The sequence below is a fragment of the Ferrimonas sp. genome, from assembly GCF_048263965.1.
Taxonomy (GTDB): domain Bacteria; phylum Pseudomonadota; class Gammaproteobacteria; order Enterobacterales; family Shewanellaceae; genus Ferrimonas.
Map to the genome: position 1 here is coordinate 207,508 of NZ_JBLXDO010000003.1, position 23,351 is coordinate 230,858.

Consider the following 23,351-nt stretch of genomic DNA (forward strand, 5'->3'; position numbering starts at 1 on the left):
TTACAATATATATCCAGAGATAACTTGCCCGCTTATAATTTCCACTCGAAGAAATGTATGTAAAGGTCAATATTCTTACCCTTTCTGTAAAAAGATGAAAATAAATTAAAGCAGTGCAAACCTGAATTCTGTTGCCAATTTGTTGTGCTAGCATCCAAGCTCTTATTCTTCATCCAGCTAGCCAAAAATGAATATAAATAAAACCTTGTTCCCCCTGGCCTTGATTCCACTTCTTGGATTGGGACTGGTCGGTTGTGACTCCGACGATTCAGACTCCAGTTCCAACAGCGGCCACATTCAGATCTACAATGGTTCAGCCAACGCCCCCAGCCTGACCCTTACTCTGACTCAGGGCGACGACGAGTACAGCCATACCGGCATTGCCTATCCTGAGTCTTCAGGCTACTTCAGCTATGACACCGGCAGTTATGACCTGGCCCTTTCCTGGGAAGACAGTGATGAAGAGACTGTCACCCTGTATGAGGAATCCATTAAGATCTCCAATGAGAAATGGGAGTTGCTCACCGTCTCCGGTGATATCACCCAAGGAGAAGTCAATCACTTCCAAATTACCGAAGTGGACCTGGACAGTGATGATGATCAGTTTGGTGTTCGCTTTATCAACCTGTCCGAGTCGGTGCCAGCCATGAATATTTACTGGGCCGAAGAGGACGAGGGATTTGACCAGGCTGAATTGCTGTTCCAGCTGGATGCCAATAATCAGTCTGAGGAGCTCTATTTCGACAGAGATGGCTATCAGATATTTGTCACCGCCTCAGACAGCGACGATCTTCTTTACCAATCTTCCACGGTTCAGTTCTACTCCACTACCCAGTACATCCTGATCTTAAGAGACGACGCCGGCAGCGCACCGCTGTCCATGGACAGAGTCTCCACCAGCACAGGGGCAGTGGAATACCCCGACAGCCAGACCAAGGCCCAGCTTTGGTTGTACAACGGCTTGAGGCAACACGAGCTGCTGCCCGAGTATACCGGCAGCATCGACGTGACCATCAACCAGCCTGAGCCGGTGGGCAACATCGGCGCCCTGACAGAAGGTCTGTTCAGCGAGGCTCAGATCCTGGAGCCCGGTGACTACACCCTGGATTTCTCTGACACCACCTCTGGCGAGCCGTTGGCAAGCAACCACCTGGTTTCTCTGACCGAAGATCAGGATCAGACCCTGTTTGTCTACCTGCAGGAGTATGACTATGACGAGGACGACGAACAGGAGGATGAGGTGAAACTGCACACCCTCAGCCTGGCCAACAGCCAGCGCAGCTCCATCTACGACCACCAGTTCAAAGTGGTCAACTTGGTGGACGACTATGGTGTGGTCACCTTCCACTTCCTGCTGCCTGGCGAAACCATTGCCGACGGCAGCTACTCGGTGACCGCCTCGTTCTCCGAATCCAGCAGCATCATCCTGCCCAATGACAGCTACCGAATTCAGGCCGTTACCGAGAGTTATGGCACTGACCTGCTGCTCTCGACCCTGGAGATGACTCTGGACGAACAGAGCAGTGAATATTTCCTGCTGCTGCAAGAGGATGCCCAGACCACTTCAGGTTTTAGCCTGACAGCGGCCCCGCAAGATCACCCCCAGTAGATCGACTGAGGCGGGCGGCCGATGGCCGCCCGCCTTACGCCCTCGCCCCCTCGCCCCGCATACCGTTAGTTCTCAAACTAAAGAGCACTGCACACTCAGCCCCGCGGTGAATCCTGGGAAACTGAATGGCCGCGCCCCAACAGGCAACACCAAGACAACCTTTTCTTGACAAGCCACATTTCGGTGCAGCCCTTGCAGGAAACGGAACACCTAGAACGCCATTGATGCACATAACTTACAGGTTTCATTGATGACGTTTCGCAGCCAAGCCGGAACGCAACACGCCAATAACAAAATTGAGTGCCCAACCTGGCCGCCACGCAAATCAGCACAACGCCGCAGTTCAAGTATTGAACAGCAAACAACATCCACCACCAGCTGGTAATTTGAACCCAAATGATTAGACCTGTAAGATCAATGGATCTCTCAAGGATGCAAAGGACGTTGTTCCCCTATGAAAAACGCCAAATCTCTGTCGGGGCTGCTGCTGTGCGCTTCGCTGTCTCACCCTGTCTTTGCCGCCGATGACTGTGGCCAAGTTTCCATCGCCGACATGAACTGGAGCTCTGCCTCCCTCATCGCCAACGTGGATCAGTTTATCCTGGAGCATGGCTACGGCTGCCGTGCCGAACTGGTGCCCGGGGATACCATGCCCACCAGCACATCGATGATCGAAAAGGGTGAGCCGGACGTGGCGCCGGAGATGTGGTTCAACGCGGTTCAAGCCCTGGTGGAGCGGGGCATGAGTGAAGGGCGTCTGGCCAAAGCGGGACACTCCCTGTCAGACGGTGGCGAAGAGGGCTTCTGGGTTCCCCAGTATATGGTGGACGAGGATCCCAGCCTAGCCACCATCTCCGGCGTGATCGCCAGCGCCAAACTCTTTGAGCACCCGGAAGACCCTGATCGCGCAGCCTTCTATGGCTGTCCCGCAGGCTGGGGGTGTCAGATCTCCTCGGAGAACCTGTTCCGAGCCCTGCAGCTGGAGAGCAAAGGGTTTGACCTGATTGATCCCGGCTCAGGGGCCGGTCTGGCCGGCGCCATTGCCCGGGCCTACGAACGGCAGAAGCCCTGGTTTGGTTACTACTGGGCCCCTACCGCGGTGCTGGGAAAGTACAAGATGGTCAAGGTCGATTTTGGTGCCAAGGCCGATGCTGACCATTTCCGTGAGTGCATCTCCAAGCCCGACTGTGAAGCCCCCAAGGTCTCCATGTATCCGGCTGCTGAGGTTGCGACCATCACCACCAGTGAGTTTGAGAAACGGGCACCGGAGGCGTTCAGCTACCTGAGCAAACGTGCCTTTACCAATCAGCAGATGAACAGTCTGCTCGCCTGGATGGAGGACAATCAGGCCGATGGCAGCATCGCTGCCGAGCACTTCCTTATCGAGTTCCCCACCATCTGGACCCAGTGGCTTCCCGCCGACATTGCCGCCAAAGTACAGTCTGCGGTGGATAGCCTCTGATCGCCTCTCCCCGGGGCCATGGTGCCCCGGGAACCCCAACTTCACCCACTATAGAATCAGAGGTAATAGACCTGATGGCTGATTTCTCCTGGCTCGGCTCATTTCCAAAGATGGACCGCTCGGACCTGCTGGAGATCCGCAAGTATCTCGACGGTGCTTACCGCGACTTCTCCCGCGAATACGGCGACTCCATCGAGGCCTTCTTCGATCCCCTGCTGGATTTTCTGATCTGGTTTGAAAAACTGCTGGTGCACTCGCCCTGGTGGGCGGTACTGATCGCCATCACCGGCCTGGTCTATCTGGCCAGCCGCTCCTGGAAGATGTCCCTGTCCGTGGTCGTCGCCTTTCTGCTGATCGGCTACCTGGGGATGTGGCAGGACACCATGCGCACCCTGAGCATCATCACCGTATGCACCCTGCTGGCCATCGTCCTCGGGGTGCCCATAGGAATCATGATGGCCCGCTCCAACCGGGCCCAGGCCGTTGTGACGCCGGTGCTGGACATCATGCAAACCATGCCAGCCTTCGTATACTTGATCCCAGTCGTCATGCTGTTGGGGATAGGTAAAATTCCCGGAGTCATTGCCGTGGTGATCTACGCCATTCCGCCGGTGATCAGACTGACTAACCTGGGCATTCGCCTGGTCGACAAAGAGGTACTGGAGGCGGCCACCGCCTACGGTGCCACCCCCATGCAGCGCCTTCTCGGCGTACAGTTGCCCCTGGCCGGACCGACCATCATGGCCGGCATCAACCAGACCATCATGATGGCCCTGGCCATGGTGGTGATCGCCTCGATGATCGGGGTCAAGGGGCTGGGGCAGCCAGTACTTAAATCCATTACAAACCAATACTTTACCTTGGGTCTGTTTAATGGCTTCGCCATTGTGGTCCTGGCGATCATCTTCGATCGGGTTTCCCAGGCTTACGCAAAACGCTCCCAGAGATTCATTCAGGGAGGTCACAATGACTGACACAAAACCCAGCACGCCCCTTATCGAGGTACGCGACCTTTACAAGGTGTTTGGGGAGTCCCCAGAGAAGGTGATGCCCAAGGTCAGAGAGGGCCTCTCCAAGGATGAGATCCTGGCCCAGACCAACCACACCGTCGGACTCAAGGCGATCAACCTGGCCATTCAGCCTGGGGAGATCTTCGTGATCATGGGGCTGTCCGGTTCCGGCAAGTCCACACTGATCCGCCACTTCAACCGGTTGATCGACCCGACAGAGGGGCAGATCCTGGTGGAAGGGGTGGATGTCATGCGGCTGTCCCAGAAGGAGCTGGAGCAGTTCCGCCGCCACAAGATGTCCATGGTGTTCCAACGCTTCGGACTGCTGCCCCACCGTACCGTGCTGGAGAACGTCAGCTATGGCCTGACCGTCCAGGGGGTGGATAAAGCCACCCGCAATCAGCGCGCCCGCCAATGGCTGGATACCGTGGACCTTACGGGCTACGAGGAGCAGTACCCCTCCCAGCTGTCCGGCGGACAGCAGCAGCGTGTCGGCCTGGCCAGGGCCCTGTGCACCAACGCCGAAATTCTGCTGATGGACGAAGCCTTCTCGGCGCTGGATCCCCTGATTCGCAGCGAGATGCAGGACCAGTTGATCGAGCTGCAACAGCAGTTGAACAAGACCATCATCTTCATCACCCACGATCTGGATGAAGCCCTGAGAATTGGCGACCGCATCGCCATCCTCAAAGACGGCAACCTGGTGCAGGTGGGGAAACCGGTGGACATCCTGCTCAATCCCGCCGACGACTACGTCGAGGCGTTCGTCAAGGACGTCAATCGTGCCCGGGCCCTGACGGTGGAAACCGTCATGAAACCCCCGGCCCACAGGTTGACGGCCACCACCATTGGTGGTGCCCTGAAGCAGATGAAGCGGATCCCTGCGGACTACGCCTACTACGTCAGTGACGAGGGGTATCAGGGGGTGGTCTGTCAGAAGGCCCTGGAGGAGGCTGCTAAGGAAGACCTGGGCATGCCCATGGAGGAGTTTGAGGTCACCGAACTGGACCCCATCTCTCCCGACGCTCCGCTGGAGAGCATCATTCCAGAGAGCATGGGCGCCGACTTCCCGCTGCCAGTGGTGGACGCCGAAGGCGACCTGGCGGGGGAGCTTTCCAGGGATCACCTGGCCGAGGTCTTGTCAGATCTTGCCGAGGAGGAGGCTCAGCCCGAAGCCGACGCCCCCACGGAGCAAGGTGGCGATGGCCCACAGGCCAAAAGCGCATAACCAAAGAAAGCAGGGGCCCAGGCCCCTGCTTTTTTAGTTCGCACGCCAGCTGCCGCTCTTAACCAAACAGCACGCTGTACATCACCCCGGCCCCGATGGCCATGGTCAGGATCACGGTGACAAAGGCGGCGATCATCTGGTTGCGGAAAATGGACTTCAGCAGAATCACTTCCGTCAGGCTGGCTCCGGCACTGCCGATGATCAGCGCCATCACCGAGCCCAGCGCCATCCCCTTGGCCACCAGGGCGGAACTCAGCGGAATCACCGCCTCGGCACGAATGTAAAGAGGAATGCCGATCACCGCCGCCACAGGTATGGCGTACCAGTTGCCCTCACCGGCGTACTGGGCAATCAGGTCCGTGGGGATGAAGCCATAGATGAAGGCCCCCAGGGAGATCCCCAGCATCAGGTAGGGGAACACCTGCTTGAAGTCCTTCCAGGTGGCCCGCCACAGACGCATCCAGCGATTCTCTTCAACCTGCTGAGCCGGCGCACAGGCGGTGGCGGTGCCACAACCGGAAGCGTCGACACTGACCTGGGGCTCGGCACTGGCGCAGCAACTGACCGCAGGCTCAGGTTTGGCGTTAGGCTGGCTGTCACAGCCACTGCTGGTGGCCGCCGGCTTGCTGTCACCACAGCAACTGCTGGTGGCACCGGCCACCTCATAGGCTTCGGGCTTGACGTAACGCTCGAAACCCAGCTTCTCCAGCAGGTAGCCTGCGCTCACCGACACCGCCATCGCCACCACGAAGTAGAAGGCCGCCACCTTGATGCCGAAGGTGATCACAAACAGACCGATGATCACCGGGTTCAGCAGAGGACTGGAGAACAGGAACACCATCATCGGGCCGAACCCTGCCCTGGCTCTGAGCAACCCCTTCAGGAAGGGGATGGTGGAGCAGGAGCAGAAGGGGGTAATCGCCCCTAAAAACGCCGCCACTATGTAGCCTTTACCCTTGCGGGAGCTGAGTATCGACTGGATCTTTTCCGGGGTCAGAAATTCCTGCAGCACTCCCACCAGGTAGCTGATCACCAGAAACAGGATGATCAGCTCGGTGGCGAGGAACAGGAACATGTCGGCCGCTTCGGCCAGTTTTGCGTAAAACTCGGGACTCATGGGAACACCTCATTTCGAACTTTGTCGAAATATTAGTTTCCACGCATATTGCCGTCAAGATTTATTTCTATTTTTTTCGAATTATTTCATTTGCCCTCGATCAACCTGGGCGAACCCAGTTCATTGCCAGGATGGTGTTCTTTGAACTGTCCGGCAGCATCCCCACTGAGAATTCAGTAGAGTGGACTTTCACCCAAGGGAGTCCTATGCGTCACTGGTTCCTCGCACTGCTGTTTCTCACCATCGCCTGGCCCTCTCTGGTCGGCCTGACTGATCTTGAGCAGGGGCTTGCCCTGTTCCTGATGGCCGTGGTGCTTTGGACCAGCCGTCTGCTGGGGGAGCTGCCGGGCATGGTGGTGATCCCTGTCCTGGCGCTGCTGCTGCAATTGATCTCCCCCAACGACCTGGCTCAGGTGTTGATGTCGCCGGTCCTGGCGATCTTCATCTTCGGCTTCAGCTTCGCCACCCTGAGCCGGGAGCAGAAGCTGGACAGACTGGCCCTGACCCTGCTCAGCAGGCTGTCCGGAGAGGATGAGCGACGCGCCTGCCGCCTGCTGTTCGCCATGACCGGCCTCATCTCCATGTGGACCAGCAATGTGGTCACCACTGCGCTGATGCTGCCTCTGGCCATGAGCATCGCCCTGACCGCCGGTGATCACCACAGGGTAGGTAAGATCCAGTTCCTTAGCATCGGCATCGCCTTCAGTGCCACCCTGGGAGGCATGGCCACACAGGTGGGCAGCTCCACCAGCCTGATCGCCAGCGAACTGGCCGGCGTCGACTTCATTGGCTGGCTGGTGACCGCCGCCCCCATCGCCCTGCTGCTGTGGCTGCTGATGGTGTGGATGCTGGAGCGCCACTTTGCCCCCAATTTCAATCAGCCCCTGACTCTGCCCCAGGCCCCCGCCATCACCCGGGCTCAGAAGGAGTCTCTGCTGATTGTGCTGCTCACCCTGATTGGCTGGGTCGGTGGCGCCCTGGCCCTGAGGGGGATGAGCAAGGCCTATGCCCTGGTGCCGCTGTTCTCCGTCGCCGTGCTGATGCTGAGGGGACTGATCACCCCGGTTGGGGTGATCAGATCGATGAAATGGCGGGTGATCACCATCTTTGTCTGCGCCATCACCCTGGGCAAGGTGTTGCACGACAGCGGCGGCGGTAACCAGTTGGTGGAGTGGCTGTCGCCCCTGCTGTTCGATCTGCCGCTGATGCTGCAGATTGGCGTATTCCTGCTGCTGATCTGCGTGTTTACCGAGTACATGAGCAACGTGGCCAGTGCCTCCCTGCTGGCGCCACTGATGCTGCTGTTACTGCAGCCCCAGGGGGCCAGCCTGACTCAGATCTCCGCCCTGGTGGGTATTGGCTGCTCCCTGGCCTTTGTCCTCCCCAGCGCCACCCCGGCCAACACCCTGGTGGTGGGCAGCGGCAACGTCACCCCACAAGGGCTGCGCGGATTTGGACTCAAATACAAGATCTCCGCCGCCCTGGTGCTGACCCTGGTAATCTGGGCCATGAGCTAAGCTAGAGAAATAACAATAATCTCTGCCAACCTGGCCACCAAAACGCTAAATACTCAGCCTCAACTCTGTCCCTTTATTTTTGCTCAGTCCGTCTCTTCAATTTAAGACGCCTCCCACTTTCTACCTTTTTCAAATTAAGTTGCACTTTTTCATAGTGAGCCCGCCCCTGGACACGCCGTACCATCTATTTCGCCAATGGATATCCGTTCGATGCATTACCCAAAACAATTTGCTTATTGCCATTAACTGCTTACTTGGCAAGGAGATACGATGAAACTAATACCCTCTGTCCTGATTTCGGCGATAGTGTCCTGCGCCCTTTGCGGCTGCAACGACGACCATCAGCCACAGGCTCCTGAAACCGAAAACCCGCCAACAGCATCGAAACCCGACTATCTGGATGTGCAGGTGACCCCGAACGCCATCAAGAATGGCACCATCAAACTGATGTTGGGTGAATATCAGGACGATATAAAAAACTGGTTATTGAGTGACGATGCCAAAGATCTGGATAATGATGGCAAAATTGGAATTATCGATGCCCACTTGGCGGGTATTCGCAACAAAGAAAAGCCCATCATCTCTATTTCACTCACTGAAATGAACAAGGTACTAACGACCAATCCCGATGGGCTGGGTGCTGGGACTGCACGACCTGATATCTTTCGTCCCGGCTACTATTCCGCCTTTGACCTGCTGAGATACTTGGCGGTGACCCGACAAGATCTTACTCTGACCAACATCGTTTCTCCTCAGGACTCCGGTTTGGGGAGCTTCACCTTCGAGGTCTCCTGGGACATCGATGGCGACGGGTTACTGTCCGAAGCAGACGGAGACATGGTCAACAGTCCCGACTGGTACTTTCGCTTCAATACCGATGGCGGCCAGTTCTCCCGGGCCCGAGGCTCCATGCAGGGCTTTTCACCCAGTGGCGAAGCCACATACGTGCGCATCGACGAGTATTGGCTTCAGGATAAGAGCCTGATAACCCTGCAACCCTTCTCCAAGGAGATGACCGCCCGACGCCAGTGGATCCAAAGGCAGGAGGTGGAGCATTTCCAGGCCAATGGCAACAAGGTTATCGTGCCCAAGGTGGTGGCCGTCGAGTACGGACGCGTGGAAAACAACGGCATCGTGGCCTTCGCCGAGAACATTCACGTCCCCCCCCAGGGGCACAGAAGTGACATCTTCCAGCCTGGGGTGATCACCGTCATGGACGCGATGATCGCCGCACGGGACGCCCTTGGAGGTGTGAGCTTCTCCTACTGGGACTCCATGTCCACCGGTGCCGAGGTGGATCACTACGCGCTCTCAGGCATTGGCGAGCTGAGAAACTCCGGATTACGCGGCTGGTTTACCCACTTCTATAACCCGTCAAAGCAGTTTCCCAATGGGGATTTTCAGAAATATGCCGTCTGCGAATGGTCTGCCGACGGCAGCCCGGATGGGCAGGAGCCCGTCAGCAAAGAGGTGTGCGACCGAGACTGGGGCGGCCCCTTTGGCGGCGAGCACATCCACCTGATGCAGGATGTCTATCCACTGACCTTTGGCTACCTGGATCTCTATTGGGCCTACGGCAACATGCACGACTATTTCGGCCCGAAAGAGCGAAATGGAGAGCAGGCCATCGAGTGGAATTTTGCCAGCGATGGCTCTCCAGACGTTGCCGTGGTTCGAACTCTGTCTGTACCAGACGACGACTCAGGACCGGCGCCCCTGTTGAACGACAACCACTTTGGTTGGGGGATCGCCGACTGCACCCAGTGTCACAATGACGATGTCAATCCCTTGGGCCACGGAGGGCACGCTTGGCCCATCAACTCAAGTGACGGCTTTGATGCTCCTCAACCCTACTACTGCGCCAGTTGCCATGGTGTCAACGGCGCCCCCGAGGCCCATGGTGAGGACGCCCGCTGCTTCTTCTGCCATGGCGGTGAACGTCAACCCAAGAACCACCACGATGCCTCGACCAAGGTGCGCTACAAAGGCGAAGATAATCTGAAAGCCAACGCCTCCTATGGCCACTTCGATCCCTTCCAGGCGGTGCCTGCCGACACCTTCGGCAATCACAAGCCTTATTCTGAGGTATGGGAGAGCAAGAACAACGATTGGTCCATGAGCAAGGTGTTTCCAGACCCTTACGCCTGCCTGACCTGTCACCGGAATCCACAATAACAACCGCGCCAGCACAGGGGGCATTTACGGCCCCCTGAGCGATCGCTACCATCAATGAGAGAACTAACGTTGGAAGGTCAGAGTAATGAAAAACCTGAGTCTTTCTAATCCCGATATTATTCGCGCCCTGAAGCAGTCTTTGACCCAGTTCGGATTTAATGGATTTTGCTTCCACCTGCCACTGGAAAACAATGACCTGCCTGACGTCGATCTGCCCAAATTAAGAGAGTATCGCCCCGAAGTACTTAAGAGAGAGCGTTTGGTCATCGCCTCAGATCAACGGGCCATCAAGGTCAGGGAGTACTATTTCCGGTTGTTCGCCGACAAACTGGACAGCGGACTCACCAAGAAAAAGAGAAGCGGCCCGAACCCCTGGGAAGGCCCCAACCTCAAAACCTCGTCAGGACAACAGTTTCAGCAGTTTTTGCAGACCAACGACGTCGAAACCGTGGTCAATTGGCTGGTGCCACTGCCCTGCCCCTGGACAGGCATGTTTAACCTGTTCACCACCCAGAAAAAGGAGGAGATAGTTCGCCACTGTCGCCAACATGAAGCCGAGTTACACCGACTTCTGAGCCTTCACGCCGGCTACATTGTTTCTGAGGCGATCAACAGGCTGAATCCCATCACCAATCATGGACTGTTCAGCAAGAAGGCCCTTCGCGTACTGGAGCTGATTGCTCAAGGGGTATCGGTGGAGGAGATCAGTGAGACGGAAAATCTGTCTGTCCGCGGAGTCTGCTACCACATAGACCGGATGAAAGGCGTATTGAAGTGCCACAACAGGAGTCACCTCATCTACCGGGCAGCCAAGCTGGGCCTAATCTGAACTCGCTCCATATGACTGTGGCAACACTGGCATTACTGGCTGTTCGCCCTCAGCAAACAATCTGTAAACCGTGTTTGCCAGCATCAACAAAAGCTCCCCTCGATAATGGGCGACTCACCCAACTGGAGCCCCGTCATCAGAGCCATCCAGTCTCAGTTGCTGACCTGGATAAACACCGTCTTCCCTCAGTCAAGCGTCAAGCCACTCAGATGCAATTAACGAACTTAGCCCGGGCGATCAGCCGCAAACCAGAGGTTAGCCGGTGCCCCTTTGTTCTTCCCACGATTCCGGGGCATCGCATCAAGGCAAAAAGCATCCAAGTTCGTTGACCTGTCTATAGCTTCATAGTTTAGTGTCAGCATCCTCACTGTTTTTGGACGCGACTCATGTACCGCATCTCCGAACTGGCCAAGCGAGCCGGACTGGCCCGCTCCACCCTGCTCTACTACGAGAAGCTGGGACTGTTGACCGGCCGTCGGGGTGACAACGGTTACCGCTACTACGACGACCGGGATCTGCAGCGACTGCGACTGATACAGCAGCTGCACGCCGGCAACCTCAGCCTGAGAGAGTGCAAGCAGATCCTGGAGTCCGGGCTGGACCGCCAGCTGCTGGCTGACCGGCTTGCCCAACTGGAAGAGGAGATTCGCGCCAAAACCCAGGCGAGAAACCTGATGCAGGCCCTGCTGGGGGACAACCCCGAGGGCTTGAGGCAGTTTCACCAACAGCTGGAGATTCTGGCCCCGGATGCCCACACCCAGTGGTTGAGAGCCGAAGGGCTGGACGAAACCAACGCACTGAGGTTGCGCTGGCTCTCCAGAGACCTCTATGGTCACGAGGAGTATATGAACGATTTTCTGGAAATCTTTAATGGCCTGGAGCGACACGGTCCAGGTACCGACCACAGCACACTCTGGGCCTTAAGTCAGGTCAGCCCGTCTCCCAGGCGGATACTGGACATCGGCTGCGGCACAGGCGCCTCGGCAATATTGCTGGCGCAGCAGAGCCAGGCTCGGGTGATAGGCCTGGACAACCTGGAGCCCAGCCTGAATCACATGCTGACACGCGCCCGCCAGCTGGGGCTGGAACAGAAGCTCACCGCCTGCAATGGCTCGATGACCGCCCTCCCCTTCGAACCGGGCAGTTTTGATCTGCTGTGGAGTGAAGCCAGTTGCTACATCATCGGCTTCGAAAACGCCCTGAAGCAGTGGCGCCCTCTGCTGGAGCCCGGTGGTTATCTGGTGATCAGCGACCTGGTGTGGCTGGACGAGTTTGCCGATGCTCAACAACTTGGCCGTGATGATCTGGAGGTTAAGGCGTTCTGGCAGGAGGGGTACCCAGACATGCAGCGCGTCTCAACACGACTGATGCAGGCGGAGAATGCGGGCTACCGACCGGTAGCGCACCGCGGGGTCGGACCGGCGGGATGGCAGGCCTACACCGCACCACTCAGGAAGCGACTGCAAAGCCTGTCTGAGAAGCTGGCCGACTCACCGGCGGTGGCCGACCTGGAGCGGGAGCTGACCATCTTGGATCGCAGCGAGGGACGCTTCGACTATCAGCTGATGGTACTCAAACGCACCGACTAGCCTCGGGGCACTTCGCAGCAGTCCAGGAAACGCTCCATTAAGGGGGTCAGATTGTCCCGCTTAAAGATGGCGTAGATGTACCTGGACTCGCTGTGACCGTCGGTGGCCACCTCCACCAGATCGCCCCGTTCCAGTTCCGCATCCACAGAGAGCAGCGGCAGAATACTCAGCCCCAGGCCGGTGCCCACCGCCCGCTTGATCGCCCCCATGGTGTTCATCACGATCTCATCCTGAACCGCCACCCCCAGCTCGCGCAAGATATGCAGGGACTCAACCCGGGTAGCGGACTCCTCTTCATCCAGGATCCAGGTGGCGGCGCTCAGATCCGCCGCCGTCGCTGGCCTGTGGGCCAGTTTATGCCCGGGAGAGACCACGATACACAGCCGATCGCTGCGCCAGCGGATGTACTCCATCTCCTTATCCGACGGCTTACGACTGATGAAGGCCAGATCCAGGGCGTTGTTGTGCACCATCTCCTCGATGGCGGAGCTTGAGAGGATCTTCAGCCTGGTGTTGACGTTGGGGTACTGGGTCTTGAACAGGGGCAGCTTCTTCGACAGCACATAGTTGCCCGAAGTCTTGTTGGCGCCGATGTTGAGAGTGCCACCCACCCCCTGGGCCTGCTCCTTGAACAGCTGCTCCAGCTGATTGACCTGGTTCAGCACCTTGTTGGCGTGGGCCAGCACCAGATTGCCGGAATCGGTCATCACCAGCCCATGAGGGGTGCGATCAAACAGCCGCGCCCCGAGAGAGGACTCCAGCTCCTTGAGGCTCATGCTCACTGCGGGCACCGACAGGTGCAACTGCCTGGCAGCCTTGGAGACCTGCTGGGTCTGACTGATGGCCTGGAACACCAACAGCTGTTTCAGGGTGATTCTCATAACACTCTCCCGTTGAAGCCCCAGTCTAGCGGTAAAGCCGGAGCGATGCCGAGGTACGCTTCACGCAGAAACCAAAACAGCGGGACCCTAAGTCCGGGCCCCGCTGACGCTGCGTGAGAAGATGAGTTGAATTACTGCTTGGTGGCGAACTCGGCAGCATGGGCACCGGCGCGACGACCGAAGACCACGGTGTCGGCGATGGCGTTACCACCCAGGCGGTTGTAGCCGTGGATACCACCGGTCACTTCACCCGCCGCGTACAGACCAGGAATGGGCCAGCTCTGCAGGTTCAGCACCTGGGACTCCTTGTTGATGGCCACGCCCCCCATGGTGTGGTGGATGCCGGGCGCCACGCGAACGGCGTAGAAGGGACCCTTGGTGATGTTCAAAGGCATCTGATCGCGACCGAAGGCGTCATCTTTACCGGACTTCTGGAAGCCGTTGTAAGCCTTAACCGTCTTGGGCAGGTCCTTCATGCCGGTCACCTTGGCCAGCTCCTCGATGGTGTTGCCCTTGGAGAGCATGCCCAGGTGGTCATAACCCCGGACCATCTTCTTCTTCTCGACCAGTTGCTGGTCGAACACCAACCAGGCGTACTGGTCCTTCTGCTTGAGGATGGCGTCAGACGCACGATCGCGGGTGGTCAGTTCATTGATGAAGCGCTGACCGTCGGTGTTGACCATGATGGCCCCGACACCGCGCACGGTCTCGGAGATCAGGATGCGGCTGTCCTTACCGATGGTGGGGTGAGCCTGTACCCAGTCGATGTCGGTCATGGACGCACCAATCTCCTTGGCCAGACGGATGCCGTCACCGGTGGCGGTCACATTGTTGGAGCTGGTCATGTCGGCAAAGGTGGGACGATAGTAGGCGATCATCTCCTTGTTCATGCCGTAACCGCCAGTGGCCAGAACCACAGATTTGGCAGCAACCATGCGGTAACCTGAGTGCTTACCGTGGACCACCACACCGGCAATGCTCTTGTCCTGGTTCAGCACCAGCTTCTCAACGCGGGAGTTAAGACGGGTTTCAACCCCTTCACGCTCGGCAGCCGCACGCAGGGTGTGGATGATGTGCGGCCCTACACTGGCGCCACCGGATGGACGGTGGGTACGCTCAACCCGAGCACCACCTGAGCGCTTCAGGTCATTCATGTTGGCACCCAGAGACTCCAGCCACTTGATGCCGTCGGCGGAGTGATCCGCCATGATCTGCACCAGCTCCTGGTCGTTTTGATAGCGGCCGCCCTTCATGGCGTCCTCAACAAACCACTCAACCTTGTCTTCGATCCCCTTCTTGGCCTGCTGAGGCGTACCCACAGCATTAAAGCCACCGGCTGCCAGCATGGAGTTACCACCGGTAAAGGGCGCTTTTTCAAACAAGATTACCTTGGCCCCCTCACGCTTGGCGGAGATGGCGGCGTTGTAACCGGCACTGCCGGCACCCACGACGATCACCTCGGTGGTCTCCACGGGACCCTTGGCGATCGCCTTCTGAATCGCCTGCTGATCCCACTCGGCGTCCCAGGCTTTCTTGTTCTTGGCGTCGGCAAACGGCATGTTGTCATGCTCGAAGGAGTGGCACTCGTTGCAGTAGAACTTGGGCGCCTCGTGACCACGGTGACAGGAGGTACAGTTGATCTCACCCAGGTGGGAGGTGTGAGGATCAAAGTGCAGCTCACTGTTGGCCAGCTCTTGGTAGCCGCCGTGACACTCAACGCATTGGGCGTTTTCGTGGGTTTCGCTGTCGCTTACCTTGATGGGTTTGGTGTGGCAGGTTTGACAACCGTCCATCTCCGCATGGAAATCAGCCAGGCCATTCCCCTTGGCTTGGGCGCCGGAGGAGAGCGCCAGCATCACCGCAGCAACGGATAAAAAACTCAGCTTAGGTTTCATCATGTATTTTCCGATTAGGTTTATTGGTGTTTTTTCAGCATATCAATCACGCCATTTCTTTTGATTTGATCCGGTTCAAATTTAAATATCTGCCCGTTTCAAGTTTTTTAAAACCAATTAAAAAACTCTGAACAACAATCTGTTCACCTGTGAGAATGTTCAAAAATCGAAATTACTTCACCTTTTAGACTGTGCTCAGTCCCAAGACCAAGGTGGCGCTACAGGCCTGAATCATCAACCGGCAGAGGCACACCAACAGCAGCGACTTAGAAGGTTGGTGGGCGCTCACAAACACAGAATTGAACGACAAGATAAGGCAGCCACCGTCCTTAGCCGGACGAGATGACGCCTCGGTCAAAAAAGAGAGATCAACAACGAAATTATTAGCTTGGCTGTTAAATAAAAATAACCAACGGAATAAATAGAAATAACTCAAGATATAAAATGCTGGAGATATGATGATGCCCAAATTAAACAAGAACTATCTTGCCATGAGTATTGCAACCGCAATGCTGTGTGCCCCCTCCATGGCCGCCAATGCCGATGACAGCGGTTACCAACTGAAAACCAAATCCCGACTGGTCTATTTTGATCGCGAATATGAAAACCCGGCCAAGGATCGAACCCAATCCGCCTTCTCCATTACCGCCGACTGGACCACCCCCCAATATGGCGGCTGGATCGGCATTGGCCTCTCCCCCTACTTCGTCGAAGATCTGGGCAGCGATGGCCTGGTGAAAGCCGACGTTCTGACCGTCAAAGATGGTGAGATGTCAGGTTTTGCCCTGTTGGGTCAGGCCTACGTCAACCTGACCCCGATTGATGGTCTCGCCATCAAGCTGGGGCGCCAGACCCACAAGTCCATGCTGCTCAGCAGCTCCGGCAGCCGCGCCGTCGCCAACACCTACCAGGGGATCAACGCCCTGTATAAACCGATGAAGGGCCTGTCTGTCTACTGCGCCGTCTACGACAAGTGGTCCGCCCGTAACGACGACGAGTTTGTCGGCTTTCGCACCGACCAGACCGACGAAGGGGCCATCGACTACATCTCGGTAATCGGCCTCAAATACAAGTTTGACGCCTTTACTGTGGAGACCGAATACCTCAACTCCAAAGACTACCTGAGCAAGTTCGGCCTGCGCGGCAGCTACCTGACTCAGTTTGATGACTCCAGCCTGAAGCTCTCTGCCGGTGTGTTCACCTCCAGTGACGATGGCCAGCTCTTTGTCACTGCCGCCGAAAGTGGCGATCTGGATGACGAGGATCGCGATGGTGCGGTTAAGGGTGAAACCCGCAGCGACAACGACGGCATGGGTGTGTACGCCGAGGCTATCTGGAAGCGCAACAACCTGCAGCTGTCCGCAGCCATCTCCAAGTTCGATGACATCTGGATTGAGGACAACTTCGCCGGCGACCATGGCCGCAACCCCTTCCCCACCCGCAGCCGTGTGGGACCGGATCTGACCAACGCCAATGAGACCGTGGCCAAGGTCTCGGTCATCTACAACTGGCAGGATCTGGTGCCCGGACTGACCACAGAGATCGCCGCCGCCCAGGGTTGGGATGCGGAGAACTCGGTGGATCCTGCCCTTGGCACCGCCGATGAAGACTGGAAGGAGCTGGTGGTCACCTACAAGGTGCCCACGGTAAAAGGCCTCAAGTTCACCGGCGTGTGGCACGACTACAACTCCGACGAAGTGGGCAACGTGGATGGGGTGAAAGAGGATGAAACCGACATCCGCCTCTACCTGGACTACAGCTACAAATTCAACTTCTAAGGGCTAAGCCCAGCCAGCGGGTAGTCCGTTCCCGCTGGCTCAGCCTCTCTTTTTACTCCCGTTTTTCAGCTCTTTCTTCCGTCAGGCTTGTGCCCAGGAACAACACCTGCAACACTGCGGCCAACACCCACCATCAAGTTGTAGACGATGAAAAAACTGACTCTTGCCGCTGCCCTGGCAGCCAGCCTGCTGATTCCGGCTCAGGCCGCCACCGAGATCGCCGGAGTGGCGGTTGACGATACCATCGAACTCCAGGGCAAACCCCTGGCCCTGAGCGGCGCGGGAATTCGCTCCAAGTTCTTTATGGACCTCTATGTGGGCAGCCTCTACAGCAGTGAGTCTGGACTGGATCAGCAGCTGGCTCTCGAGGGCAACCAGACCAGCGCCATCCGCCTGAACATCGTCTCCGGGCTGATCACCTCAGACAAGATGATCGACTCCATCGAGGAGGGCTTTCAGAGCAGCGCCGGCGACGGCTATGACCAACTGAAACCCAAGATCGACGCCTTTATCGCGGTATTCAGCGATCAGATTGTGGAGGGAGACCAATTCACCCTGCTGTCCCTGCCTGGCGTCGGTGTAGAAGCCTACAAAAATGGCCAGTTGCTGACCCTGATCGAAGGAGATGAGTTCCGTCAGGCCCTGCTGGGGATCTGGTTGGGCGATGACCCTGCCGATGACGATCTCAAGGACGCCATGCTGGGCGGCTAGGCCCAGCCCAGATGAGAAAAAGGCGCGGTGTTCCGCGCCTTTTCTATTTTACCCTGGCTGGCAATGCTACACTGCCGCCCTCATGCAGCAGCCCCGGACAGAGTGCCCAATGGATCATCAACCCAACAACCCCTTGCACGGGGTGAAACTTCAGCAGATTGTGGAGACCCTCGCCCAGTACTATGGCTGGCGGGAACTGGGCCGGCGCATCCCCATCAACTGTTTCAACTCCAACCCCTCGGTGAAATCCAGCCTCAAATTCTTACGGCGAACCCCCTGGGCCAGGGAAAAGGTGGAACAGCTCTACCTGGACTCCATCAAGGACATTGAGGAGTGGCAGCAACACTCGGGCAACCAGAATTAGAAAAGGCGCGGACCACCGCGCCTTTTCCTTTTCCTATGGCCGATAACCTTTGAGGAACATGGTCACCGTCTGCTGCACATAGGCCTCTCGCTGGGCCTCATCCATCTTCAGATCCAATCCCAGGTCCCCACGCATCTTGTCGATGGTGTGCAACATCAACAACAACTGCTGAGCGGCAATGGCCGGATCGGCCATCACCAGCACCCCGGCGTCTTTCAACCTGGTCAGGTAACTGGTGACCAGCTCCATCATCCGTTTCGGTCCCGCCTCGTAATAGAGCTGTGAGAGCTCTGGGTGACTCTCGGAACTGCGGACACAGGAGCAATAGACATGACGCACCTCTGGACTGAGGATCATATCCAGGAATCGACGGGCGAACCCCAGCAGGAACCGTTCGGGCTCGGCGTCCATCTCGAAGTTCTCTTCGGTCATCTGGGCGCTGACACAACGATCCTCGATGCAGTGCACAAAGAGATCGTTCTTGCTGCCGAAATGACTGTAAACCGTCTGCTTAGACACCCCGGCTTGCACCGCCACCTCATCCATGGAGGTGTTCTCCAGCCCCTTCTGCATAAACAGCTCGGCGGCCGCCTCCAGGATCTGAGAACGTTTCTTACTTTTCCGATCGTTAGCTACAACGGCCATAGCGCCCCACAAAATATTTACAAAAACTTCACCAACTGGACTGGACAGTCTAGTTTGATTCTACCAAACTAGACCGTCTAGTCTAATTGTAATTCGAATGTTATGACGGCGTACCAATTTCTTGGCCCACTGTGCGGCCTGCTCCTCATCGCCACCGGCTGCAGCCAGCAGGGTAAGAGTGCGCCGGTCAAGCCTCCCCTGGAGGTCCATGCCCAGCAGGTCCAGCTGCAGCACAGCTACCCTCTGACCCACAGGTTCGTGGGTAAAGTGTATCACCCCAGAACCAGTGACATCGGTTTTGAGTCTCCGGGTACCGTGGCCACCATTGAGGTGGAGATTGGCCAGGAGGTAGTGGCCGGCCAGGTGCTCGCCACCCTGGACACCCGCCTGCTGCGCAGCGAAGCCGAGCAACTCAAGGCGACCCTGGCGCAGAATCGCGCCGACCTGGACCTCAACAAAGCCACCCTTAAACGCCAGCTGACCCTGTCGGAACAGGGGTACCAGTCTGAGCAACAACTGGACGAACTGCGCAGCCGCAAAGCCCAGTTGCAGGCCCGCCAGCAACAACTGAACGCCAACCTGGAGTCGGTCAATATCCGTCTGCAGAAGAGCACCCTCAAGGCGCCCTATTCAGGCACGGTCACCAGGCGCCAACTGACCAAGGGTCAGGTCACAGGCAACGGCCAGGTGGCCTTCACCCTGGTGCCCAACGGCGCCGCCGAAGCCCGGGTGGGATTGCCGGTCCGTCTGCTGGAGCGTCTGCAAACCCGCCAGCAGTGGCAGGCCAGTGTCGACGGCCAGTCCCTGCCGGTAACCTATCTGGGGCGCAGTGCCCAGGTAGACCCGGGCACCCGCACCGTCACCCTGAGATTTGCCCTGCCCGAACAACCCACCCTGCTCAACGGTCAGTTGCTCTATCTGGAGGTGGAGGAGCGCATTGTCGCCGACACCACCCGAGTCCCTTTGACCGCGCTGACCGCCGGGGTCCGGGGCCTGTGGAACCTTTACATACTGGAGGATTTGGGGGATGGCAGCTTCCAGATCGCCCGCCGGGACGTTCGGGTGCTGCACGCCGATCAGGAGTACGCCTGGGTCTCCGGCGCCATTGACGACGGCGACCGCCTGGTCTCCACCGGACTGCAACGACTGGTGGCTGGTCAGAGAGTGGTGCTGGCCACCGATGCCAGCCTCACCGCCAGCCGCAGTGAAGAGCTATGATTCGCGCCCTGGTTCAAAACCCCAGAGTCGCCGCCCTGCTGACGGCTTTGCTGATCGTCAGCGGCCTCAGCGCCCTGACCAACCTGCCCCGCACCGAAGATCCCAACCTGACCAATAGGGTGGCGGCGGTGATCACCCCCTACCCCGGCGCCACCGCCGAACGGGTCGAGGCCCTGGTGACCGAACCCCTGGAAGCCAAACTTCGACAGCTGGATGAGATCAAGAACCTCACCTCCAACTCCAGGCCGGGGATCTCCGTGGTCACCATCGAACTGCAGGATCGCATCATGGATGCGGATCCCGTCTGGTCCAGGGCCCGGGATCTGATTGGCGATGCGGCCCCGGCCCTGCCCCAGGGAACCGGCGCCCCCACCCTGGATGACCAGCTGGCCTACGCCTTCACCCGCATCTTCTCCTTTACCTGGCAGGGAGGCGGCCAGGCGGATCCCACCGTCCTGGGACGCTATGCCGAGGAGCTGGCCAACCGGCTGAGGCTGTTGCCAGGCACCGATTTCGTCAAGGTGGTCGGCGCCCCCGAGGAGGAGATCCTGGTCTCCATCGACGACGCCGAACTCTTTGCCCTTGGCCTTTCCGTAGACGATCTGGCCAGACAGATCCGCGCCGCCGACAGCAAGACCGCCTCAGGCAGCCTCGAAGGCGAGGCGATCCGGGCCCAGCTGGAGGTCTCCGGCGAGCTGGTCTCCCTCAACCGCATCCGCCAGGTGCCTCTGCGTCCCGATAATCAGTTGCAGACCCTGAGGGTAATGGATGTGGCCAACGTCAGCCGGTCGGTGCGCTGGCCCCCGGACGACTATGTGCTCAGCCAGGGCGAGCAGGGGGTGCTGGTGGCGGTGCGCATGTTGCCTGACACCCGTATCGACCGCTGGAATGCCCAGGTGGAACAGACCCTGGAGGGGGTCAAGCCACTGATCGCCTCCAACGTGTTGCTTGAGACCCAGTTCAACCAGCAGGGGTACACCGAAGTGCGGCTGTCAGAGCTCACCGGTAACCTGGGACTGGGCTTTATGCTGGTTCTGGCGGTGCTGCTGGTGACCCTGGGCTGGCGCAGCGCCCTGCTGGTGGCCTTCGCCCTGCCGGTGACCGTGCTCTTTACCCTGTTTTGCATGCAGCTTTATGGCCTGCCCATCCATCAGATGTCGGTCACCGGACTGGTGGTGGCCCTGGGGATCATGGTGGACAATGCCATCGTGGTGGTGGACGCCATAGGCCAGAGGCGCAGCCGGGGGATGACCCCGGTAGAGGCGGTTTCCGCCACTTTGCGCCAGTTCTGGCTGCCGCTGGCCAGCTCCACCCTGACCACTGTGCTGGCCTTTGCCCCCATCTTCCTGATGCCAGGTCCCGCCGGCGAGTTTGTCGGCGGCATCGCCCTGGCGGTGAGCTTCGCCCTGATTGGCTCCTACCTGATCTCCCTGACTCTGGTGGCTGGCCTGGGAGGCCGCTTCATCAAGCCCAGGGAGGGCAATCACTGGTGGCAGCAGGGGATCACCCTGCCCTGGCTTGGGGCCGTATTGAGACGCACCCTGGCCATCGCCCTGGTGTGGCCGAAAACCACCCTGCTGCTGATCTTCCTCACCCCGGCCACCGGCTTCTGGGCCGCCGGCCAGATGACCGAGCAATTTTTCCCGGCTGCGGATCGGGACATGTTCCACATCGAGGTGTTCATGCCGCAGCAATCCAGCCTGCCAGCCACTGTAGACGGCGTGCGTCAGCTGGATGCCTGGCTGAGGGAACAGGCGGGCATCGAACAGACGGTGTGGACCTTTGGCCGCAACACCCCCTCTTTCTACTACAACCTGTTGCAGAGGCGACAGGGGGCGGCCAATTACGCCCAGGGGATGATCACCGCCAGCGATTTTGAGGTGGCCAACGAATTGATCCCCACTCTGCAGCAGCAGCTGGACCAGCGTTATCCGCAGATGCAGATCCTGGTGCGCAAGCTGGAGCAGGGCCCGCCGTTCAACGCCCCCATCGAGCTGCGGCTCTATGGCCCGCAACTGGACAGACTATCCGAACTGGGTGACCAACTCAGGTTAATGCTGGGCAATCAGGATCACATCATTCAGACCCGCAACACCCTGGCTGCCGGCGCTGCCAGAATCAAACTGGATATCGATGAGGAGGCCAGCCTGGCCGGGGGCCTGACCCTGGCCCAGGTGGCAGGGCAACTGCGCGCCTCCATGGATGGCGTGGTGGGTGGCAGCGTCCTCGAGGGGGTGGAGAACCTGCCGGTGCGGGTACGCCTCAACGCCAATGACCGCAACCAGGCGGCAGACCTTGGCTCGGTGCAACTGGTGGGCGGTCAGGAGATCCCCACCATGCTGCCCCTGTCCGCCCTGGCTCAGCTAAGCATTGAATCCGGCCGCGCCACCATCCCCAGGCGCAATGGCGAGCGCATCAACACCATCGAAGGCTACCTGGAGGCGGGGGTGCTGCCCTCCAAGGTGCTCAATGCCATGGCGTCTCAGTTGGCAGAGTTTGAAGCGAGCCTGCCCTCGGGCTACCGGCTGGAGATCGGCGGGGAGAGTGCCAAGCGGGATCAGGCGGTGGCCAAGCTGATGTCGTCGGTCACCATCATCAGCGTCCTGCTGGTGAGCGTGGTGGTGCTCAGCTTCAACTCCTTCCGCCTGACCACAGTGATCCTGGCCAGCGCCGCCCAGTCTGCCGGGCTGGGGCTGCTGTCGGTCTACCTGATGGGGTACCCCTTTGGCTTCAATGTGATCAATGCATTGATGGGATTGGCCGGTCTGGCCATCAACGCCGCCATCGTCATCCTGGCGGAGCTGGAGGAGAACCCGGAAGCGGTCGGCGGCAACATGGCCGCCATCATCGATACCGTGGTGGGCTGCGGACGCCACATCGGTTCCACCACCATCACCACTTTCGGCGGCTTCCTGCCGTTGATCCTGGCCGGTGGCGGCTTCTGGCCCCCCTTCGCGGTGGCCATCGCCGGGGGCACCCTGCTGACCACCTTCCTCTCCTTCGTGTTCGTTCCCGCCTGCTACATAATGATTCGGGCCCCCAAGGGAGCCCGATTCACAACCGAAGCGACCGCCTAGCGGTCAGAGTTGATGATGCGGTTGTAGAGCTGATCTTTCAGCTCTACCCGCCTCATCTTCAATCGGGCAAACTCCTCATCGCTGGTGGGCACGTCGTTCATCTCCAGCCCCCGTATTTGATGATCCAAACTGTGGTACTCCCTGGCCATGGTGGCAAACTCCACATCCATATGTTTCAGGCTGTGGATCTTATCCTTGTAGTCGGGAAAATCGTCGACGAGGGCATGACTCTCTCCAAGCATCGCG

The 23,351-nt window shown here is 58.4% G+C and carries 18 protein-coding genes; 13 read left to right on the forward strand and 5 right to left on the reverse strand.

Annotation, left to right across the window (positions count from 1 at the left end; genetic code table 11):
• The first annotated feature begins 187 nt into the window (after positions 1 to 187).
• The 4 genes from ACN0RV_RS05155 (at position 188) to ACN0RV_RS05170 (ending at position 5,309) form a co-directional block, all read left to right on the forward strand.
• Positions 188 to 1,609 carry a DUF4397 domain-containing protein gene (locus tag ACN0RV_RS05155; protein ID WP_417346186.1) on the forward strand — a complete coding sequence of 474 codons (1,422 nt, stop codon included), beginning with the start codon at positions 188 to 190 and terminating at the stop codon, positions 1,607 to 1,609.
• Positions 1,610 to 2,063: 454 nt separating this feature from the next.
• Complete coding sequence (locus ACN0RV_RS05160; protein ID WP_417346188.1) at positions 2,064 to 3,071, forward strand: ABC transporter substrate-binding protein; 1,008 nt, start codon at positions 2,064 to 2,066, stop codon at positions 3,069 to 3,071.
• Between the two features lie 74 nt (positions 3,072 to 3,145).
• Positions 3,146 to 4,045: an ABC transporter permease gene (locus tag ACN0RV_RS05165; RefSeq protein WP_417346190.1), complete on the forward strand. Its 900-nt coding sequence runs from the start codon at positions 3,146 to 3,148 to the stop codon at positions 4,043 to 4,045.
• Complete coding sequence (locus ACN0RV_RS05170; RefSeq protein WP_417346192.1) at positions 4,038 to 5,309, forward strand: quaternary amine ABC transporter ATP-binding protein; 1,272 nt, start codon at positions 4,038 to 4,040, stop codon at positions 5,307 to 5,309. Before ACN0RV_RS05165 ends, ACN0RV_RS05170 begins: the two co-directional genes overlap by 8 nt.
• A gap of 58 nt (positions 5,310 to 5,367) precedes the next feature.
• Here ACN0RV_RS05170 and ACN0RV_RS05175 read toward each other — a convergent pair whose 3' ends face one another.
• Positions 5,368 to 6,426 (reverse strand): permease, encoded by a 1,059-nt coding sequence (locus ACN0RV_RS05175; RefSeq protein ID WP_417346194.1) that lies wholly within the window; start codon positions 6,424 to 6,426, stop codon positions 5,368 to 5,370.
• Between the two features lie 206 nt (positions 6,427 to 6,632).
• On the opposite strand from ACN0RV_RS05175, the gene ACN0RV_RS05180 reads away from it, so the two are divergent.
• The 4 genes from ACN0RV_RS05180 (at position 6,633) to ACN0RV_RS05195 (ending at position 12,536) form a co-directional block, all read left to right on the forward strand.
• Positions 6,633 to 7,943 (forward strand): SLC13 family permease, encoded by a 1,311-nt coding sequence (locus ACN0RV_RS05180; protein ID WP_417346196.1) that lies wholly within the window; start codon positions 6,633 to 6,635, stop codon positions 7,941 to 7,943.
• 270 nt (positions 7,944 to 8,213) lie between these two features.
• Positions 8,214 to 10,118: a hypothetical protein gene (locus ACN0RV_RS05185; RefSeq protein WP_417346198.1), complete on the forward strand. Its 1,905-nt coding sequence runs from the start codon at positions 8,214 to 8,216 to the stop codon at positions 10,116 to 10,118.
• Positions 10,119 to 10,203: 85 nt separating this feature from the next.
• The gene (locus ACN0RV_RS05190; protein WP_417346200.1) at positions 10,204 to 10,947 is read left to right on the forward strand and encodes a response regulator transcription factor; all 744 of its coding nucleotides are present in this window, start codon (positions 10,204 to 10,206) and stop codon (positions 10,945 to 10,947) included.
• Between the two features lie 386 nt (positions 10,948 to 11,333).
• A complete protein-coding gene (locus tag ACN0RV_RS05195) occupies positions 11,334 to 12,536 on the forward strand; it encodes a MerR family transcriptional regulator (protein ID WP_417346202.1) in 1,203 nt (400 codons plus the stop codon).
• On the opposite strand, the gene ACN0RV_RS05200 is transcribed toward ACN0RV_RS05195, so the two are convergent.
• Both ACN0RV_RS05200 and ACN0RV_RS05205 read right to left on the reverse strand, forming a co-directional pair.
• Complete coding sequence (locus ACN0RV_RS05200; RefSeq protein WP_417346204.1) at positions 12,533 to 13,417, reverse strand: LysR family transcriptional regulator; 885 nt, start codon at positions 13,415 to 13,417, stop codon at positions 12,533 to 12,535. The two genes, ACN0RV_RS05195 and ACN0RV_RS05200, sit on opposite strands and share 4 nt — an antisense overlap.
• Before the next feature lie 131 nt (positions 13,418 to 13,548).
• Positions 13,549 to 15,315: a flavocytochrome c gene (locus tag ACN0RV_RS05205; protein ID WP_417346206.1), complete on the reverse strand. Its 1,767-nt coding sequence runs from the start codon at positions 15,313 to 15,315 to the stop codon at positions 13,549 to 13,551.
• A gap of 488 nt (positions 15,316 to 15,803) precedes the next feature.
• Here ACN0RV_RS05205 and ACN0RV_RS05210 point away from each other — a divergent pair, with 488 nt between their 5' ends.
• From ACN0RV_RS05210 to ACN0RV_RS05220, 3 genes are all read left to right on the forward strand, one after another.
• On the forward strand, positions 15,804 to 17,090 hold the full coding sequence (locus ACN0RV_RS05210) for an OprD family outer membrane porin (RefSeq protein WP_417346208.1): 1,287 nt from the start codon (positions 15,804 to 15,806) through the stop codon (positions 17,088 to 17,090).
• 147 nt (positions 17,091 to 17,237) lie between these two features.
• Positions 17,238 to 17,801, forward strand: a complete 564-nt coding sequence (locus tag ACN0RV_RS05215) for a chalcone isomerase family protein (RefSeq protein WP_417346210.1) — start codon at positions 17,238 to 17,240, stop codon at positions 17,799 to 17,801.
• Positions 17,802 to 17,910: 109 nt separating this feature from the next.
• On the forward strand, positions 17,911 to 18,165 hold the full coding sequence (locus tag ACN0RV_RS05220; RefSeq protein ID WP_028110887.1) for a VF530 family DNA-binding protein: 255 nt from the start codon (positions 17,911 to 17,913) through the stop codon (positions 18,163 to 18,165).
• 33 nt (positions 18,166 to 18,198) lie between these two features.
• Here ACN0RV_RS05220 and ACN0RV_RS05225 read toward each other — a convergent pair whose 3' ends face one another.
• Positions 18,199 to 18,810, reverse strand: coding sequence for a TetR/AcrR family transcriptional regulator (locus ACN0RV_RS05225; RefSeq protein WP_417346212.1), 612 nt, complete (start codon positions 18,808 to 18,810; stop codon positions 18,199 to 18,201).
• A gap of 102 nt (positions 18,811 to 18,912) precedes the next feature.
• Between ACN0RV_RS05225 and ACN0RV_RS05230 the strand changes: the two genes are divergently transcribed.
• Positions 18,913 to 20,028 (forward strand): efflux RND transporter periplasmic adaptor subunit, encoded by a 1,116-nt coding sequence (locus tag ACN0RV_RS05230; protein ID WP_417346214.1) that lies wholly within the window; start codon positions 18,913 to 18,915, stop codon positions 20,026 to 20,028.
• On the forward strand, positions 20,025 to 23,105 hold the full coding sequence (locus ACN0RV_RS05235; protein WP_417346216.1) for an efflux RND transporter permease subunit: 3,081 nt from the start codon (positions 20,025 to 20,027) through the stop codon (positions 23,103 to 23,105). Before ACN0RV_RS05230 ends, ACN0RV_RS05235 begins: the two co-directional genes overlap by 4 nt.
• Here ACN0RV_RS05235 and ACN0RV_RS05240 read toward each other — a convergent pair.
• The gene (locus tag ACN0RV_RS05240; protein WP_417346218.1) at positions 23,102 to 23,347 is read right to left on the reverse strand and encodes a YdcH family protein; all 246 of its coding nucleotides are present in this window, start codon (positions 23,345 to 23,347) and stop codon (positions 23,102 to 23,104) included. The two genes, ACN0RV_RS05235 and ACN0RV_RS05240, sit on opposite strands and share 4 nt — an antisense overlap.
• Between the last annotated feature and the right edge of the window lie 4 nt (positions 23,348 to 23,351).